This is a genomic window from Pseudoalteromonas sp. SR45-6 (assembly GCF_014163545.1).
In the GTDB taxonomy this organism is placed as follows: domain Bacteria; phylum Pseudomonadota; class Gammaproteobacteria; order Enterobacterales; family Alteromonadaceae; genus Pseudoalteromonas; species Pseudoalteromonas rhizosphaerae.
This window is the reverse complement of record NZ_JACJDM010000009.1, coordinates 1-18,122: the sequence shown is the minus strand read 5'-3', so window position 1 is coordinate 18,122 and position 18,122 is coordinate 1. Positions and strand designations below refer to the sequence as shown.

General features: G+C 36.7%; 17 protein-coding genes. 9 read left to right on the top strand and 8 right to left on the bottom strand.

Annotated elements, in window-relative coordinates:
* Nucleotides 1-4: 4 nt before the first annotated feature.
* Nucleotides 5-463 carry a division/cell wall cluster transcriptional repressor MraZ gene (gene mraZ, locus H5158_RS06365; RefSeq protein WP_145236856.1) on the bottom strand — a complete coding sequence of 153 codons (459 nt, stop codon included), beginning with the start codon at nucleotides 461-463 and terminating at the stop codon, nucleotides 5-7.
* A 505-nt stretch (nucleotides 464-968) separates the two neighbouring features.
* Here mraZ and H5158_RS06360 point away from each other — a divergent pair.
* The 7 genes from H5158_RS06360 to H5158_RS06330 all read left to right on the top strand — a co-directional run bounded on the left by H5158_RS06360 (nucleotide 969) and on the right by H5158_RS06330 (nucleotide 8,419).
* A complete protein-coding gene (locus H5158_RS06360; protein WP_182718047.1) occupies nucleotides 969-1,313 on the top strand; it encodes a DUF883 domain-containing protein in 345 nt (114 codons plus the stop codon).
* 6 nt (nucleotides 1,314-1,319) lie between these two features.
* Nucleotides 1,320-1,769, top strand: coding sequence for a hypothetical protein (locus H5158_RS06355; RefSeq protein WP_145236851.1), 450 nt, complete (start codon nucleotides 1,320-1,322; stop codon nucleotides 1,767-1,769).
* Nucleotides 1,769-2,026: a hypothetical protein gene (locus H5158_RS06350; RefSeq protein ID WP_182718046.1), complete on the top strand. Its 258-nt coding sequence runs from the start codon at nucleotides 1,769-1,771 to the stop codon at nucleotides 2,024-2,026. Before H5158_RS06355 ends, H5158_RS06350 begins: the two co-directional genes overlap by 1 nt.
* 131 nt (nucleotides 2,027-2,157) lie before the next feature.
* On the top strand, nucleotides 2,158-5,271 hold the full coding sequence (locus H5158_RS06345; RefSeq protein WP_259399426.1) for an EAL domain-containing protein: 3,114 nt from the start codon (nucleotides 2,158-2,160) through the stop codon (nucleotides 5,269-5,271).
* 120 nt (nucleotides 5,272-5,391) lie between these two features.
* Nucleotides 5,392-6,060 (top strand): YoaK family protein, encoded by a 669-nt coding sequence (locus H5158_RS06340; RefSeq protein ID WP_149980611.1) that lies wholly within the window; start codon nucleotides 5,392-5,394, stop codon nucleotides 6,058-6,060.
* A gap of 153 nt (nucleotides 6,061-6,213) precedes the next feature.
* Nucleotides 6,214-6,843 (top strand): response regulator transcription factor, encoded by a 630-nt coding sequence (locus tag H5158_RS06335; RefSeq protein WP_182739689.1) that lies wholly within the window; start codon nucleotides 6,214-6,216, stop codon nucleotides 6,841-6,843.
* Complete coding sequence (locus tag H5158_RS06330; protein ID WP_182739688.1) at nucleotides 6,830-8,419, top strand: MASE1 domain-containing protein; 1,590 nt, start codon at nucleotides 6,830-6,832, stop codon at nucleotides 8,417-8,419. Before H5158_RS06335 ends, H5158_RS06330 begins: the two co-directional genes overlap by 14 nt.
* Here H5158_RS06330 and H5158_RS06325 read toward each other — a convergent pair.
* Both H5158_RS06325 and H5158_RS06320 read right to left on the bottom strand, forming a co-directional pair.
* The gene (locus tag H5158_RS06325; protein WP_259399425.1) at nucleotides 8,416-8,958 is read right to left on the bottom strand and encodes a hypothetical protein; all 543 of its coding nucleotides are present in this window, start codon (nucleotides 8,956-8,958) and stop codon (nucleotides 8,416-8,418) included. The genes H5158_RS06330 and H5158_RS06325 overlap by 4 nt on opposite strands.
* Before the next feature lie 410 nt (nucleotides 8,959-9,368).
* Entirely contained in the window at nucleotides 9,369-9,605 is a 237-nt protein-coding gene (locus H5158_RS06320) for a hypothetical protein (protein ID WP_182739687.1), read from the bottom strand.
* A gap of 453 nt (nucleotides 9,606-10,058) precedes the next feature.
* Between H5158_RS06320 and H5158_RS06315 the strand changes: the two genes are divergently transcribed.
* Both H5158_RS06315 and H5158_RS06310 read left to right on the top strand, forming a co-directional pair.
* The gene (locus H5158_RS06315) at nucleotides 10,059-10,592 is read left to right on the top strand and encodes a hypothetical protein (protein ID WP_182739686.1); all 534 of its coding nucleotides are present in this window, start codon (nucleotides 10,059-10,061) and stop codon (nucleotides 10,590-10,592) included.
* The gene (locus tag H5158_RS06310; RefSeq protein ID WP_182739685.1) at nucleotides 10,592-11,941 is read left to right on the top strand and encodes a hypothetical protein; all 1,350 of its coding nucleotides are present in this window, start codon (nucleotides 10,592-10,594) and stop codon (nucleotides 11,939-11,941) included. The genes H5158_RS06315 and H5158_RS06310 overlap by 1 nt, the downstream gene beginning before the upstream one ends.
* 327 nt (nucleotides 11,942-12,268) lie before the next feature.
* Here the strand turns inward: H5158_RS06310 and H5158_RS06305 are convergent, their stop codons facing one another.
* The 5 genes from H5158_RS06305 to H5158_RS06285 form a co-directional block, all read right to left on the bottom strand.
* Nucleotides 12,269-12,661, bottom strand: a complete 393-nt coding sequence (locus H5158_RS06305; RefSeq protein ID WP_182739684.1) for a hypothetical protein — start codon at nucleotides 12,659-12,661, stop codon at nucleotides 12,269-12,271.
* A gap of 488 nt (nucleotides 12,662-13,149) precedes the next feature.
* Nucleotides 13,150-13,872, bottom strand: a complete 723-nt coding sequence (locus H5158_RS06300; protein WP_182739683.1) for a hypothetical protein — start codon at nucleotides 13,870-13,872, stop codon at nucleotides 13,150-13,152.
* 339 nt (nucleotides 13,873-14,211) lie between these two features.
* Nucleotides 14,212-14,919 (bottom strand): HNH endonuclease, encoded by a 708-nt coding sequence (locus tag H5158_RS06295; protein ID WP_182739682.1) that lies wholly within the window; start codon nucleotides 14,917-14,919, stop codon nucleotides 14,212-14,214.
* 239 nt (nucleotides 14,920-15,158) lie between these two features.
* The gene (locus H5158_RS06290) at nucleotides 15,159-15,449 is read right to left on the bottom strand and encodes a hypothetical protein (protein ID WP_182739681.1); all 291 of its coding nucleotides are present in this window, start codon (nucleotides 15,447-15,449) and stop codon (nucleotides 15,159-15,161) included.
* On the bottom strand, nucleotides 15,430-17,454 hold the full coding sequence (locus H5158_RS06285) for a phosphotransferase (RefSeq protein ID WP_182739680.1): 2,025 nt from the start codon (nucleotides 17,452-17,454) through the stop codon (nucleotides 15,430-15,432). The genes H5158_RS06290 and H5158_RS06285 overlap by 20 nt, the downstream gene beginning before the upstream one ends.
* Nucleotides 17,455-18,122: the final 668 nt, after the last annotated feature.

Genomic DNA, 18,122 nt, shown 5'->3' with positions numbered 1-18,122 from the left:
GTGATCAGAGCGAAAAATTATCTAAGTCTGGGGTTGATTCAAACTCACCGAGTCGTTCAATTTCGGTATCTTGGCGCATTTGTTCATGCCAACGTTCTTCATCCCAGATCTCAAATTTATTCATCAAACCGACCAACATGATTTTTTTGCCTAAATCAGCATGAGACCGTAACGACGGTGCCAGCAATATTCGGCCATTTTTATCTAATTGGTATTCTGTTGCATTACCTAACAACATCCGTTGCATGCGTCGAGCGCGTGGATTCATATTGGAAATTTTAGCTAAGCGATCTTCTATATCCTGCCATTGCGCCAGTGGATACAACCACAAGCAAGGCTCGTTCAGTGCGACAGTACAGATCACCGTCCCCTGATCTTCAGACAACAGCGAGTCTCGGTACTTAGTCGGTACCGCAAATCGTCCTTTGTCATCCAAACTCAGTGAACTCGCACCACGGAACATAAAAAGCCTACTTTAAAAGTTTGTAATTAATCTGTTTTGATTAATTTGATCCAATTTGATCCACTAAATACCACTTTTTACCACAGTGCTCCAGTTTAGGGCTTGACAAGCTATTTTGTCAAGTCAGCAGAAACCTATAATGGTGTGTTAAAGCCAGAAAAAATAAGGCCTAGCGCGAAGCTACTGAATTACGTGGGAAAAAGTGGATAACATCAAAAAAAATATTTTATTCTGAGATAAAACAAAATAAATAGACTTAAATGATTAATGAATAATCAATGAACAGTTACAAAATATTAGTAGCGAATTGCTGCTTAATAGATCTTGTAAAATTTACGCGATCTTTTTGCAATAGTTACTTTAAACGCTGTTATTTCAAACAAAGCGATTCACAAGATAAAAAACAAACCATTGATTTTTAAGAATTTAAATAAGATCGTAGAAGTGGTACGAAGGCTGCAACAAGTATTACACAATCTAGTTTTATATTTAAGGAACGATTACTATGACTACTTCAACATCAAGTTCAAATTCAGCTGCAAAAACCAGTAAAAAAGTTGATGATATTGCTGCTCACACTGAATCACCATTAACAGACAAAGCAACCTCAGCGGCTCATCTTGCTGTTGATTCGCTGTCTTCAAAGGCTGCAACAGCAGAACAAAGTATTCGTCATGGTGCTTCAAGTTCAGCTGAAACACTCACTGAAAAGCAAAAAATTGCGCGTGAAAAACTGTCTGAATACAGTGGTAAAACTCGTCAATTAGCCTCTGAAAACCCGCTTGCTACAGCTGGTCTTGCGTTTGCTGCTGGTATGCTAGTGACAGCACTATTTCGCCGTAGCAAGTAAGCAATTATGCAACCACATACCGATCCTAAAGATAAACAGCATCAAGCCGCTGATCCTGCACCGCAAAGTGCTGATCAGTGGCAAGATCATCTTGCTAAATTATCTCAATATGGTGAGCAACTTTATCAAGACTATCGCCAACAGGCTGGTATTTGCAAAGAATTAGCGAGTGCCGAGTGGCGACTATCAACTCGCTCTTTGGCATTGACTATTATTTTGCTGGTAAGTTTTGCCGGTGGTTTAGTATTGTTGTGGGCCGGTTTGCTGATCACACTTGGCTTTGCGGTTTTTGCCTTTAGTCAATCAATATGGCTCAGTGCTGTATGTCTAATTGGCTTACAATTGCTTTGTTTAATGTGGCTGTGGAAAAATATTGGTTATATCAGCAGCAAAATTGGCTTTGATAAAACTGCGCACAGCATTAAACAATTACTCAATATAAATAGGGGTGAATAATGCTAATTGATTATTTTATTAAGAAACCAAATCATAAAGTTCGTCACTTAAGTCAAAAAATGAATAGCATCAATGCGTTAAAACAGCAACATCATCAAGCTTTCAACTACCGACTTAAACGCTTTGCAGTATCGAATGTCGGTATTGCCAGTGCCTTTACGGCAGGTGCAGGCTATCAAGCGCTAAATGGTCATAGCCAAAATTCAGCCAATAAAATAAAACTAAGTCAATTTAGCTGGTTGTTACGTTTGCTATAAATCCTCATAGATACTGAGCTTTGCTCAGCACAATCTTACTCTTCAGAGCTATTACTTTGGTCTTTATTAGATAAACCGCAATTAACCTTATATTATATATGGTTATTTTCAACTTAATTGGCTACAATTTTATGCCAAAGCCCAGTATGAAGAGTATTGTTATTTTTTCCTCATCGTTACAACATCGACTTTATCGGTTATTTATATTACTGAGCTTACCCGGCATTTTGGTGATCTTATTTAGCCTTTGGCATGCCAAAGAAACCGCACGCCAAGAAAGTCGGCTGCAGGCATTAACGGTTGCCGAACAGCTTGTTGAGCAGCAGACTGAGCTACTCAAAAAAATTAAGACATTTACCACTCAACTTGCTGACTTAAAAGATTTTGCCGCGCCACTACAAACCGGCTGCCCTTATTACTTAGCTAAAATACAAAAACTTCAACCTGAAATTGCAAATATTGGTATCGTCAACATGCAAGGCGATGCGGTGTGTTTATCGCAAGGACGCAAAGAAAATATTAATATTGCCGATCGTGAATACTTTAAAAATGCTGTGGCAACTAAAAGCTTTGCCATTGGCTATTTTCAAAAAGATCGCAGTATCAATTCCCTCAGTTTCAATTTTGCTTATCCACTTATTGATCAGCAGCAACAAGTATATGGGGCAGTAGTAACGGTTGTCACATTAGATTGGTGGAGCCAGATACTTGCCAACTCTCACTTACCCGAAGATGCCATTGCTGTTATAACCGACAACAACGGTCGCATTATTGCAAATTACCCTAACGATCCATCGCTGTTTGGCGAAAATATTAACGCCTATGGATTTAGCTCTGAACTACCTATGCTCAATAGCACAATTGAATTGCAAGGTATTAATCACATTTTACACAGTAAAACCATGTATACCGATGAAACTAAAAATAGCCTAAATGTCTATGTTGTCATGCCATTTAATAACGCAATTCAAGCTGCCAACCAACTATTTTTTATCACATTAGCTGCATTTACATTGATGATTATTGGCCTGTCTATATTTGCTCATAACCAATTAAAGCGCAACGTATTAACGCCCATAGCACAACTCACTCTGACGATTAAAGAGCTTGCGCAAGGGTTATTACCAAAACAGTTTTCTTTAAATAGCCCAGAGCTGAATACTCTCTATCAACATTTTAAAGCGATGGCGCAAACACGTCTGACGGCAGAAGCGAGTGTCAAACGCCAACATGACGAATTAAGTAGTTTATTAAACGCTTTGCCTGATACCTACATTCGGATCAATGTTCACGGTGATGTACTGAACTTAGGTGGGCAAATTTCACAGTTAAATTTACCTGTGTATACACGTTCAAAGTTACACCTTCGCGAGCTACTTGGTGAAGAAAAAAGTAAACAGTTACTTCAGCATTTGCCCTGCAAAAATAAAACTAGCCAATTTGAATTAACAATCAATAACAGCGAAGTCGAGCAAGTATTTGAAGCGCGGATCAGTGCCAAGCATAATAGCAACGAGTACACTATTGTATTGCAAGATATCAGCCAGCGAAAAAACGCTGAAAAAGCGTCTCATCTGGCCTCATTGGTCTACTCAAATAGCAGTGAAGGAATGGCCATTACCGATCCAAACGGCATTATCTTAGATGTTAACCCGGCTTTTTGTGAAGTAACCCAATACAGTAAAAATGAAATCCTGGGCAATACCACCGCTATCTTAGCTTCAGGCAAGCACAGTAAGGTGTTCTATCAAGAAATGTGGCTGCAATTACAAGAGACTGGCCGTTGGCAAGGTGAAATAATTAACCGTCGTAAAGATGGCGAGTTATTCACAGAGTGGCTTACTATCGATACTGTATACAATGAGCATTCTGAAGCGCAGCGCAGAGTCGCGATTTTTACCGATATTACCGCTAAGAAAGCAGCCGAAGATCTGATATGGCATCAAACTCACTTTGATCATTTAACCAATCTACCTAATCGAATTGAGCTTAAAGAGCGCTTAAATCAGCGCCTCAACAACGCCTTAAATCCTAATGAGCCACTGGTGATCATGCTACTTGATCTTGATCATTTCAAAGACATAAATGACACCTTAGGCCATTTTTATGGTGACGAATTACTTAAGTTGATCGCAATTCGTTTGCAACAAGAAATTGTTGATATTGAGTTTATTGCACGTATTGGTGGCGACGAATTTGTCATTGTGCATGCCAAGCTAGTCACTGAAGAACACATTAAAAAAGTAGCCAACGATATCCTCAATGCCATGACAAAAGCATTTATACTCGAAGGCGAAGAACTACACATAGCAACCAGCATCGGCATCGCTATTGCACCAATCGATGGCGATAGCTCAGAGCTGTTATTAAAAGCCGCAGACCAAGCCATGTATAAAGCTAAACAAAGTGGTCGTAACTGTTTTGAGTTTTTCAATCACAACTTACGCGAGCAAGCACAAGCGCGTATGGATTTACTCAAAAATATGCGCTATGGCATTGAACAAAAACAATTTGATCTTTATTACCAAGCAATCGTTAACCTAGATTCTGGGCACATTCATAAAGCAGAAGCACTATTGCGCTGGCGCCACCCGACACGCGGCGTAATTAGTCCCGCAGAGTTTATACCTTTAGCCGAAGAGTCTAGATATATCAACCCATTAGGACAATTTGTATTTACTCGCGCATTACAAACGCTAACAGTTTTACGAGCCCAGGTTGATGCCAACTTTCAACTTAGTATTAATGTCTCGCCAGTGCAATTTAGTTGCCTTGATAGCGGTATTGATCAGTGGCCAGCCTTGCTAAAAGCCGCCAATTTACCACCGAGTGCAATTGTTAGCGAGATCACCGAAGGGTTAATGATCGCACCAGAGCAACTCACTCAACAACGCCTGAAAGCGCTGGTAAAATCCGGTATGGAACTCGCTTTAGATGACTTTGGCACCGGCTATTCATCGCTTGCCTACTTGCAACAAATGGACGCAGATTATTTAAAAATTGATAAATGTTTTGTTGATAACATTCAAGCCGACAATCAAGATCTGGCGTTATGCAAAGCAATTATCACTATGGCACATCAATTTGGTTTAAAAGTGATTGCCGAAGGCATTGAAACACCAGAGCAGCAGCAATTATTACTTGGTATAGGGTGTGATTATGGCCAAGGCTATTTGTTTGCAAAGCCATTACCCGAACAGGAATTTTTAGCGCTAGTAAGCAATCAATCCACAACAACGACCTAAATACGAAAGACTAAATACAGATCCAGCACAAACTATGCACTGAAAACTTAGCTAACTATTGTTTAATAAATAACGAACTGATAGGTTACCAAACAGATTTTATTAAATTAACTGTTAGCCGTGATTTCAAAATTGCCTCGTTGGGTAGAATATGGATCGTTTTTACTTGCGCTTGTTGCTGGGCTTGTTAATTCGATAGGGTTACTAGGGTTCAAACATCAATCAATTTCACATCTATCAGGCACTGCAACACTCCTTGGCACAAGCCTTGTTACCTCCCCCGTTACTGATGTATTACACTTAGCTCTTATCCTACTGAGTTTTTTAGTTGGTGCAGCGATCTCCGGCGCTTTTTTGCAAAGTGGTGCATTAAAACTCGGCCATAACTACAGCAGCTTGCTGTTATTTGAAGCCATGCTGTTAGCAAGCTCAGTGTATTTTTTATCGAATGACTCTGTAAACGGGCACTATTTAGCATCTGCAGCCTGCGGCTTACAAAACGCGTTAGCCACCACTTACAGCGGCGCAGTTATTCGCACCACCCATGTTACCGGTATCTTTACTGATCTAGGGCTAATGCTTGGCGCTAAATTAAGAGGCGAACCCTTTGATAAACGCAAAGCACTGTTGTTTTTACTGATAATCTCAGGATTCATTTGCGGTGGCACATTAGGTGCTTATGCATTCCAGTTTTATAAATTTAATGCCCTCTTTATCCCCGCCACCATCTGCCTAGTATTAGCCGTTAGCTACTCAGTGTTTAAAGCTATCAATAGTAACAAGACTTAGCCCTTTGCACGGTTAACACCACTTTTGCAGTACATCATTGCTACAAACCTACATTAACGTTCATCTTAAGAATCGATAGGTAATTTCACTAGGAATAATTCTTAGACATAATAAATTGATTTAGATGTATAATTCCTGAAAATGGAGGGATTTATGCGGATTGGTATCATTGAAGATCATCAGTTAGTTCGAGATAGTTTTAAAAAACTACTTGAGCTCGAGTTAAACTGGCAAGTAATAATTGAAGCTTGCTCAGTGAACGAAGCAAAGTTAGCAGTAAATATTGACCAGCCAGATGTCTTTATCGTTGATATTTCAATGCACGAAGGTGAGACTGGCCTGACTTTTCTATCATACTTAAATGAGCATTACCCAGAAATAAAAACCATTGTAGCTTCTATGCATGACCATGAACCGTACGTCAGTAATGCAATACAACTCGGGGCGCTTGGTTATGTGTCAAAGCGCTCAGCTTCAGACGCTATGATTGATGCGGTAAAAACAGTAATGCGCGGCCATCGCTACATCAGTGAAGACGTTAACTTCAACTACACCTGTGTTTCTGATAAAAAAGACCTTTTAACAAATAGAGAAATTGAGGCTCTACCACTTTTTGCCAAAGGCTTAAATGCCAAACAGGTTGCTCAACAGCTCGGCATGATGCCGAAAACCGCTCACGTACATAAAACAAATATTTGTAATAAACTAAACGCAACAACTTCATTTGAACTATTAAAAGTTGCCATTGATATCGGGGTTATTCAACTTAATGAGTTGGCCTAGGCTTATCACTGCCACACCTTCCACTACAAACATATTACTAGGGGCAGCTAAGCAATGCGCGGTTTGCGTTGCTTACTTAATCGCGCTGTGTGCCTCTACATGGGTTAGTAACCATCTAGAAACCGTCCCACAAAGTAGTGCTATATTTCTCCCTGCAGGTATTAAACTGGCTTTTGTTATTATGTTCCCAACACGCTATTGGCCAATAATATGGTTAGCATCACGACTCTATGCAGCGTATTTAGGTTCTTTTTATACCCAGCAATGGCATTTAAATTTATTGCATGGTGCGTGGCAAGAGGCTATCTATTTAGCCATTGTCTTCGCTTTTAAGCATAGCCGTTGGCCACCAACGATAAAAGATAGTAAAGGTGTGCTTTCGCTTATTTTACTAGCAAGCTTAGCGGCAGCATCAAAATGGTTTTTGTTTGCCAGCTCTTTTGAGTTCACAACTTGGTTAGAAGGTAAACAACTACTGCAATATCAGTTAAATATGACTTTAGGTGATTTGACTGGCAGCTTGTTTATCGCACCTTTTATTATTTTGTGTGCTAACAGTTATCGCCGAGCCTTTAGCCTAGAGGGCGGAGTTAAACTAATTATCACAGTCACTGTCTTTACCCTATTAATGCTGTCGATTTATCTGCTGCGCCCTGATATCTACTCACTATTACGCTTGGCTTCCCTACTACCAATTATTTGGTTTTCATATCACTTTGGTATTACAGGCGCTATATTTGGCGCAGCAGCAGCAAATGGCTTAATAATATTAGAAGCAAGCATCACACAAGATGCAACTAATACTTATATTAGCCAATTGTTTATTCTGACCAATGCCGCAACGAGTTTATTACTCGGTGCGGCAGCTGCAGAGCTGCGACAAAAAAATAATATGCTAACACTGACAAACATTGAACTTAGAACGCAATTAGAAAAAAACCAACAACTGGCTATCAAAATGGTGAATGTACAAGAAAGTGAGAGAAAGCATTTATCACAAGAGCTTCATGATGAATTAGGGCAAAACCTGACTGCATTTAAAACCGATCTTGCCGTTTTAACCAGTATGACGGATCAAAGCGTCAGCGCGATTGTGACTACGTTAAAACAAAATGCTAATTCAATGTATGATTCAGTCTATCACCTGATGCATTATCTGCGTCCGCGTGAGCTTGATGAATTAGGCTTGGTAAAAGCACTTTCACAAGGGAAGTTTAAAAGCTTGATGCATAAAGAAAAAGTTAGATATATAACACATTTATGCTTAAACGAAGCAATTAGAGATGAACATCAAATTGCGATCTATCGAATTTGCCAAGAAGCAATCACCAATTGCATCAAGCACAGCTGCGCATCTGAGTTGGTAATTAGTTTAGATTCCAACTCGGATCTGATCACGTTAATTATTCAGGATAATGGCAATGTCGCGACAACCGCATCACACTCTGGTGGTTATGGTCTCGCTTTCATTGATGAACGCGTGACTGCTCTTGGCGGCCAATGCTCATTCTCAAACGAGCAAGGCTTCACCATTAATGCAACATTCCCCATATCAGCTGATGAACAAGTCCGCTAGCGAATATAAACTTGCTTGGAATAAAACTTTTTCCTTACCTGTATCGCCTCATTATAGTTAGCAGGTACTTGCACTTCAGCTTGATTACCGACTAACTGTAATAGCAATCCTTGAGCAATTTCCTTATCCCCGACTTTTGATTTTATAACCACTTTTTTGCCAATAGCACCTTGCAGCCGAGGCTTAGGAAAAGTGACTTTATTGATTGGCTTTAAGCCTTCATAATTAGTGAAAAGATTAACGCAGTGCTGTTTTGCCGCAAGTATCAAATCGTCTTTAGACTTCACAATATCGACATTATTCAAAAAGTGAATAAGTGCACTATTACGCCGATCAAACTCACTGGACACATCCTGTATATTAAGCGCTGATGCCCATTTACGGAGCACTAAATATTTTCCTAGTTTGAGCCGCGTCAAGCTGGTTGATGCCCCCGTCATCTTGCTATACCACTCGATGCGGTAGCATGATGAACCTAAACTATGTAATAGCACCGTTGTATTGCCAAACTCCCTTGTACTGCCCTGGATCACGCTCATTCTAATTCCCTAAACTAGCAATAAAGCAATAGGTTAGGCGCTAATGAAAGAGGTTAATATCATCGTTTTTCTTATTACGACTAAGAAAATGGCTTATAGCATTTGTGAAATGCTTTGAACGCTTTTTAATAGTGAAATAACAACTGTTCCTACCAAATTGCTTAATCAAATTCAGTGTTCTAGTACGACTACCTTTCTCTTTGCATAACCACTAACTTATCAGCCATTAAAGCAGATAGTACTGCATTACGAATATTGATAATTGAAGCTGGTATAGTAAATTGACCTAATGTAACTTTTCAGTTCTAAGTGACTTACCTTTTAAGCTTGGTTCTATATGCGGGAGCTTGAGTACATTAAACTTTTCGAGTTCATGCTGCTCAATTAAATTCATTAAAAAATGGTCTTAGCTATGGCTCTAATGACTGAAAGGTAAGTTGAATGATTATGGCTGATTTATTATTGAGTACTAAGCTTTGTTTAAGCGTTGAAAGCTGCTCAAAGCTGAGTTTATAGAGGAGTAAAACGGCTAATTTCTCATTCAACAATAAAGTGCCTTTAACACTTTTTAGCAATGAGATAACAGCTTTTCTACCTGTTGGGGCTAAGTTATTTAAGTAGCATTCTGTAGGTGTGTAATTAGACATAATAGATACTTTTTATATGTAAAAATATAATCGATATACATGACTAACTACTTAACAGCAGCGCTGTTTTTGACAGTTTATGACGAAATAGATTATCCATAAACGTGAATACTTAATTAAATCATATAAAATTATGAGTGAAAATTTGGGGGTTATTAGCCCCCATGAAGACCTCCGTGAAAGCAACCAAAAAACAATACTAAAGAATTACTATAAAAACAAAGAACAGTTATTTTTCAAAAAAATTAAACAATTTTTTAAAAGTGTAATACTATTATCTTAAGATAGATCTTCGATTTCAAGCTATGAATATAGAACAATTGCATAAATTTTTATTGTTATCCTCCTCACTATATTATCTTACTAGAACATCGGTAGCTCAAAGTTCGATTTATTGATGATTGAAATTAAACTCACTTCACTTTTTTTATAACAAATATTGGAATGTCATACATGAGCAAGAAATTAATTTACGGTAGTTTTGATTCATTAGTCCCTGTGGAAAAAGTATTAAACGAAGCAAGCCAAGCAATCGAAAATAAAACTAGAACTACTTCGGATAAATCAGATATTAAAGAGGCATTAGCTGCCGCCGGTGGAATAGGAACCGGTGCAGGTATAGGGTTTGCTGGGTTATATTTTGGTGGGACAGCTGGCCTTTCAGCTGCTGGGATTACTTCTGGTTTAGCTGCTGCAGGTAGTATTATCGGAGGTGGTATGGTGGCAGGTATTGCAGTCTTAGCCGCGCCAGCAGCTCTATTAGGAGTAGGCACTTATGCATTCGTCTCAAAAAGAAACCAACGAAAGCTATATGAGAGAAAAGAGCTTCTACTTCAAGAAGCTATGAGAAAGCAAAATTCAATTATCTCAGAGCTTAAACAAAAAAGCCAAGAGACTGATGGAAGAATTAGCTATCTAGAGAAGTTAAACATTCTATTACAAGAAATAATTAATGATTTAGAGATGGATATTAAGGTAGCTGCCTAATGAGTAAAGCATACTTAGATAAGGGCATACTAGTTGCTAATTTTCATAAAAAAAAATCTGATGAAATCTCCAGTACCCTAAAAAAGAACAAAGCCACTCTGGATGCATCAATTCTAAGTAGCGAAGATATTATACTTAAATATAAAAAAAGGCTCCCCTCAAGTAAAGAAGATATAACCTCTACCACTAAAACCGAGCTCAATACTAAGAGCTGGGAGGAGATTGTGGAGGATGCTAATTTGGATTCACCAGAAAATTTAACTATCGAAAATTTACTATCCGACAAAGAAATTGAACTAATATCAGCCAAACATGAAAAGATAGGAGCTGATCTTTCTTGGTTTAATTCAATTGATAAATATGATGCTTCTATATCAGTCGTTGCTGGCTTATTATCAGGTTTAATTGATGTCTTTTTGGTACAAGTACCTGCACACGCGGGATTTTTAGGTAGCGAAGCTTCAGAGGGTGGTTGGTTATCTAATAAAGTAAAAGAAAAATTCGGTGAGATACTACCCGAAGATAAAATTAAAGAGCTTGAGAAACTATATACTGTCTCATATGATCCATCAACAAGCGCTAAATTAGACATTAAAGTTGACGGATTAGGGCCTAGAACTCACAGATATCAATCTATTGGACATGATCCTATCCTTGGGTTTATATTTGGCATCAAAGATCTACTGAGGGGAGAATTTACAGCAATCGATAAATTTGGCAAAGTTATAATCCAATCTACGACTGCACCTATACTTGAAGGTGAAAATTTAATCATTCGACTTATTGAATCGTTAAAAACTGTGGCCGGTCACTTAGCTTCTGACGTAGCTACTACATCTGGATTACCAGCGCCATTAATGCCTCTACTATCTTTCCTACAATTCGGCTCTATTGGTGATAAGAATTACACAATAGCTGAAATTGCCAGACTAATGTACAGAAGCGGTTATGACTTCAGACACTTCATAGCATCATCTTTACCATTAGCAATAAGCGAGTTTATTGTAAGGCTTGGTTTTACTATCAAAAGATTACATCGAGGCTACTCACTTAAAGACTCAATTCCAAATGCTTCAAATACAACATTAAGACGCCAGCTTCTTATTTGCCATGCAACATCAGGATTAATCAATGCTGGAAAAGTTTACATTACCAAAAATCCTTTAAGTATTAGCTGGCCTTTAATTCTCTTGTTACTCAGGTATTCATATCCTGAATTAAAGTATTTATTTTTTGGGGAGGAGGCAATCAGATCCTCATTAGTCGAGAAAGACATTCTTGATGGTTATAAATCTCTAAATTCAGAATTAGATCAATACTTCACAAGTGATTCACGAATAAAAATTTAATTAAAGTAAGTAGACTTAATTAAAAAGTGCATAAATCAAAATTAAGCCTTAATATTTATACGAGTTTAAAATTGATCAACTAACGTTAATATGTATTAACGTTAGTTGGTTAATACGAAAAAGGAGGTAGTAAGATGTACCAGTTCAAGATTTTTATTTACTGAGTTGATTAAGTCTTAACTTTATCTGCCAAATTTGACAATGAATAACCGGTTTTGCCATGATCAGACATTAATAACGCTTTGCTGAGCTACAAAAATTTTTGTGGAAAGTGGACTTTAGAGCTTGCTCCCCATCTCAGTCTGGGTTGTTATATAACTTGAAGTCTTAGCCTAGATTACCCTTTACACAGTTATCGAATTGTAAACTCCAAATTTTTTCACTTGTATTTCCTTGTAAGCTTATTGCTTTGCTAACCGAGTCTATTTGAAGCCCTTTAACGAGCTTTAAAGTAGTTTTCTCCGCAACATCTTTAGTGACTTTTTGATGGTTTTTAATGGCAATAACCATAGGTGAAAAATCTTTAGAAGTTACTTTATTTAGTTCCTCTATTGATGCTGCAACAGCTATCGATTTCTTAAGGAGTGTTAGCTCATTTAAAGGTAATTCAGATAACTTCCGAATAGAATCTATTTGGGCTTGGCACCATTGGTATTCATCAACATCGGCTATTGAACTAAAACTTAAAAAAACTTGGATTAATACAAATAAAGATTTCAATTAATTCCTCCTTGATAAAATCAATGTACCACTACACACATAATAATTTATCGATTACGATTCGGTAGTCTATAGCTGACCAAAATAACGTATATTAAATACTCTGATGATTTCACCAATAATTACCTTTGTAAACGAGTAATTAAAATAGCTAAAATTAAGCTTGTTGTTTCGCATCAAAACAAGAGCAAATTTAACTTAAATCAGTCTGTACCTTTCGTTTTTTGTCGAGCTCGCAAATGTGCCGGTGAAGGTCTGATAAGCGAAGCGCTATCCGTCACAGTAAAATACCTTGCCAACTATTATCAACATTTTATGTGTCGGGTGGCTGGAGGCCTCAATAAGTGGGCGGTGATGCCTCAGCTTTAAGCCATGAGCAACGCTTGCACTAATATTAAACTATTGTGCTATAAACAATCAAACTCGACGACTTAAACTAAGAATGCCGAACGTTGCAGAATCCGTCTTAGATTATTTTTTTTAGGTAATTACACACTTTTTAAGATTCTTTCACCATCCAATGAGAATAGGATAAATAATAAGAACGCTATAGCTTTAAAACTATTCACTCTATTTACATAGCCCGTATGAATCCCATGTAAAACCCCGTGGCGATTAGGCAAATGCAAGTTGTTTTCATCTATCTTATTGGTATCTTTAACTAAATCACCGTCAGTTTTTGATAAAATCTCATTATAAGTTTCATTGAACATGCGTCTAAGTATACTTCCATCTTTATAATGCTGAGCCAAAAGCTCTAATGAATCACTACTAATAAACTCATTTATTTCGACGCCAAATTTACTTTTAGCTACAGAAAACCTACTTCCGTAAAGGCCTGTACCAAATTTATCAAAAAACAAACCGTCAGCCTGACTAAAACAAAGGTGGATTGAAGCACCATACAAACCTAGCATATGTGCTTTTTTAATTTCCTCAAACAAATGCGCTCTAGCTGGTTGATATTCTGCCAAAGCTTTCCAATAGAAATCCCAGTCTTCTTCGATTAACACAATAACTGCATCATCGAATTGTTCGTATTCAGTAATTGAATGATGAAGCCCAAAAATAAAAACTTCATTCAAATACCAACCTTTTTCATATGCATAGTTAGTCAAAAATTTCATGTCCTCAGATTTTTCTGAAGGCCAAGTTTTAGCTAGCTCTGAAGCTTTAATGATAATACTTTGTAATTGTTCTTTTAGACTCATTCTTCCCTCTTGCATATAACAACTTTACCAAAGAACACTCTACCTGTTTTAGCGTGAAAACATCGCTATTTCATGAGGTTATAGTGTTACTAAACAATATGACTTACTGCTAGCTATATATTATTTACTATAGGTTATTTTATCGTATAAAAAGAGAGAGATTTCTCTTACTATGACTTAACCAATAACTAATTTCGTAAATGACCGCTTTTCGCTCATAGTTACCTGTCAGATGAAGTCCAAACTTATTCATCGAAACTGAGACTATATGAGCTGAGCTACTACAACTGAGTGTTTGATAAAACCAATCTATGAGCAACCTCACTTTACTCGTAATTATCACGCGCCTTTAAAAACATTTTTCCTATGAAAGTCCATATATGGTTGATGCTGAGAAGAAAGTTTTATAATCATTAAAGAACTAACCCCTAAATTAATTTCATTTTCAAACTGGGTTGAAATAATGATTTCTCCAGCTAAATTAAAAGTTATATATCCCTTATCAAATGCACGATCTAAATTTGGAGTGAGTAATAAACCATTATAGTGATCAAGACGTTCTATATTGTTACTTTTAGACCACGGTTTTATGTGTGATGCAACCAACATGTCTGTATTAGAAATACCAGTTATGCAACAAGACTTATCCCAAAATTTTAATAACGCCTTTCTAAACTTTCCTTGACCAACTCGTGCTGTAATTAACTGCGATTTTTCTGTCGCACCTATCGTTCCATCAGAAATAATATCATCTATATCTTCTTCAACGCTTTGAATTGCAGCTTTCTCTAAGAACTCAGAATACTTATTCAAAGCACTGCTATACATATTGTGACCAGTATTATTACGTTCTTTAAAAATGTTTAGTTGGACTACTCTTTCAACTAATGCATCAAATTTAGATTTACTAGTTATTTGTAAAATACTACCTTCGATAAGCCCCGAATCAACAGCCCACTCTGAAAGTACACCATCAACTGCACCATTGTACTTATGTACAGAGGACTCTGATAAACCAGTTGAAAACATCCATTTGCTAAAATTCATTGAAATTCCCTAAGTTATTTTAAGCGATACAAAGTAGAACATCTAAGCTCACTGTTAGTATAATTGATACTATTTAGAAAAATAAAAAATGTCTTAGTACAAAAACAGCGCGTTAATGAACTCACTTTTGTATCATGAGAGGACAAATTAACTATGCCACTACAATACGTTTTTGTTTATCAAGTCAGTGTCAATGACACAGGGCCAAAGTATATTTAGGCTCTTATATAAATTGGTTTCTATACCTTATATTTCTCATATTCATCTAGATATAAATTTTCAGATTCATCGCAAAACTGTTGTCGTCTTTCATGTAGGTCAACTAATTTTTCACTAATACTTTTATATATAATTTGATGGGCTTGATTCTTTAGCAGTGAATCATCGTATGTATCTATCTCAAAATCATCCCCTAATGCTGAGTTAACTAATCTGAGTAAAACACTTTTATCTAGCTTATCTATTGGTTCGTAGGTTGATTCTTTTGTCAAAAAAAAGCCTTGGTTTTGTTCAATTTTTAATACTTTCATATCCACTTTTCCTTTCAAAATATGCTTCTTCGCCAGCTTCTAATGAATCTATTGTTGCTCTAAAGTTATCTATTTTCTTACCATCTAATGACTGAAGCTCTTTGGCTGATGGGTATCCAGAATACCTGCGATAAACAATCTCTTGCCCCTCAACCTCTTTTGATGTGTATACAATGTAGTCCGCATTAATTGATGCTCCTACGGTGCTATTATGAGTGACAACTACGACCGGCATCGTTCTCGAAATTTCTTTTAATATTTCGTTTACTTCACCTTTTAGAAATATATTGTCAAATGAAGACTCTGGCTCGTCTATTAACAGGTAGTCGTAATTTTGGGCATCTTTTATTTCTTGAAGAAGCCTAAATTCTGATCTTTCTCCACCTGAAACTTTAAATCCATCCTTGTTTAAGATTTGATACTCAATGCAGGCAAAATATTTATAAAACTCTGACGGTGTTAATGCTTCAATGTTTTTTAATCCAACAAGATATTTATATGGTGAGTCGTAATCGTTAAAAACGTCCGAAAATGCAACTTTTTTTCCGCTTATAGCTTTTACCTCACCAGCTCCACTAAAAGCACGTTGCTTGCAGATTACTTTAAAACCCTGCACATTTTCTTCATAAATATTTCTCTCAGATTGTAATTCTTTAGCAATCAAATTGAACTTTAAGATTTTTCTGTGATCTATCAATATGCTATATAAATCGATATCTTTAATTTGAGTGGCAGCAGATCTTAACTTCAGCTTACTTTTAATATCTTTTACGATATCATTGACTACTGATTTTTTATTTCTTAATAATGTCTTAGCCCATAGTAATTCAATTAACTCACAAGCTAGCGACTCCAATGCTTCGTTTGCTATGTGTTTACTAATTATTTCTTCAAACTCTATATTTTCTATTAGTAAACGAACGGCGTTTATAAGTTCATTTAATCCTTTTCCATCACTCTTCTCGAATAGTGTTTCATTAAATAACGTAGCTTTTGAAAAAGCATCACGCTTATTTGCTTCATCTGCTAACTTTAGTAGTGTTTCTAAGTATTCTTCAACTTTACGGCTATTTGCTATGAGGTCAATATTTACAACATCATCTATTATGGATTTAAAAGAGCTTAAGTGTTTATCAGCAAAGTTACTTTTTTTCCGGGCCACACCGTCATTAAATTCTTTTTCATAGCTAACGTCATCTCTTTGTACAAGAGAGAATTGAGGTATATATTTTACATTTTCACACTCTTCATTAATCCGATTTAATGTAATAGTCTTACCTGATGACCTTGCACCAAGAACAATATTCAAGCCAGTAGACAGCAGCTGTCCATCTTCAAAAACCTGAAACAAACTGTTTCCATCAGATTCAGATAAAGTAACTTTGCTCTTATCTCTAAGGCTGTGTTTAATAGCATTTAAAGTAAGCTCACCACAATCAATGTAAGTTTGTCTCGATGGAAATTGGCGTAAACCTTCTTTGATTCTTACATCACTGAATATTACAGGTGTGATTTCCGATTCATCTTTGATCATTCTTACAAACTTTTTAGGGCTATCAACTTCACCTGCAGAAATGAATTTACTAAGTCTAAGAATAGCCTCTTTGGAGATTGAAGGCTTTTTTTGATAGTGCGGGATAATAAGATAATCACTCAAGTCCTCAAAAATTTCTTCTAACTGCTCTACAGTTATCGAGTCCCCCCTTTTAGTGATTTTAGTAGAAACTTGCTCAGTCTTAAGTTGAAAATCTTCCAGATGATCATTTTCTGATATAACTAATATATGGCCATATTCTAAGTTTATTTCTATACCAGGAAATACAACACAATCTAGCGCGTTATTTATTTCGTTAAATTGATTAAGGTCGAATTTATCATGATTAGTTACGGCTATAGCATCAAGATTAGCTAAGCTAACGTACTCTATCATCTTATCTAATGAAAATGAAAATGGTGCATCGCTAACTGTAGCTATTGTATGTATATGAAGGTCTATTTTCTTCAATTTTCATTCCTTGAATTATTTGTAGAAAAAAACCACAGTATCAAGTTCTAGTTGATCATAAAACAATTATTCAAATCCAATGACATCAAAGTACTAATAAACGTTTAAGACCAAACTGTAATTTGCTGTAACGCACTTAGTATAACCACTTGAAAAAGCGCCTGTAATCCATACCCGGTGTCAGTTACTACAAGCAGCTATTTATATTTTAAAAGCTCCTATTACATCTGATAATCTATCCAAACTAGCTCCACCATGAGTATATTTATCTGTAATCCCACCTTTAGAAATTTCATGACCAACCACTTGTTGTATTAGTGAAAGATCAAAAGAGTGGTTATTTCGTATGTTACTTATGAACGTATGCCTAAAGCTGTGATAGCTACGAAGTTCGTCTAGCTCATTAACACTAGGTATTTCAAGTTCTACAACCAAACGACCGAACCAACTAGTGATACTCTCTGCTGATGTTATTTCATATAGAATGCGTTCTTGCGCTTGCTCTACATACTCTAAAAACCCAAGCTCAATTAAGCGTTTATGGATAGGAATTTTACTATTTGCGTTGTTCGTTTTAAGACGTTGGGTTTGATTTTAAGTGCGGGGATGAAGTGCTGATCTACTTAATTAGAAACTCACTTTATCTGTTCTGACGGCTGACGGCTGAC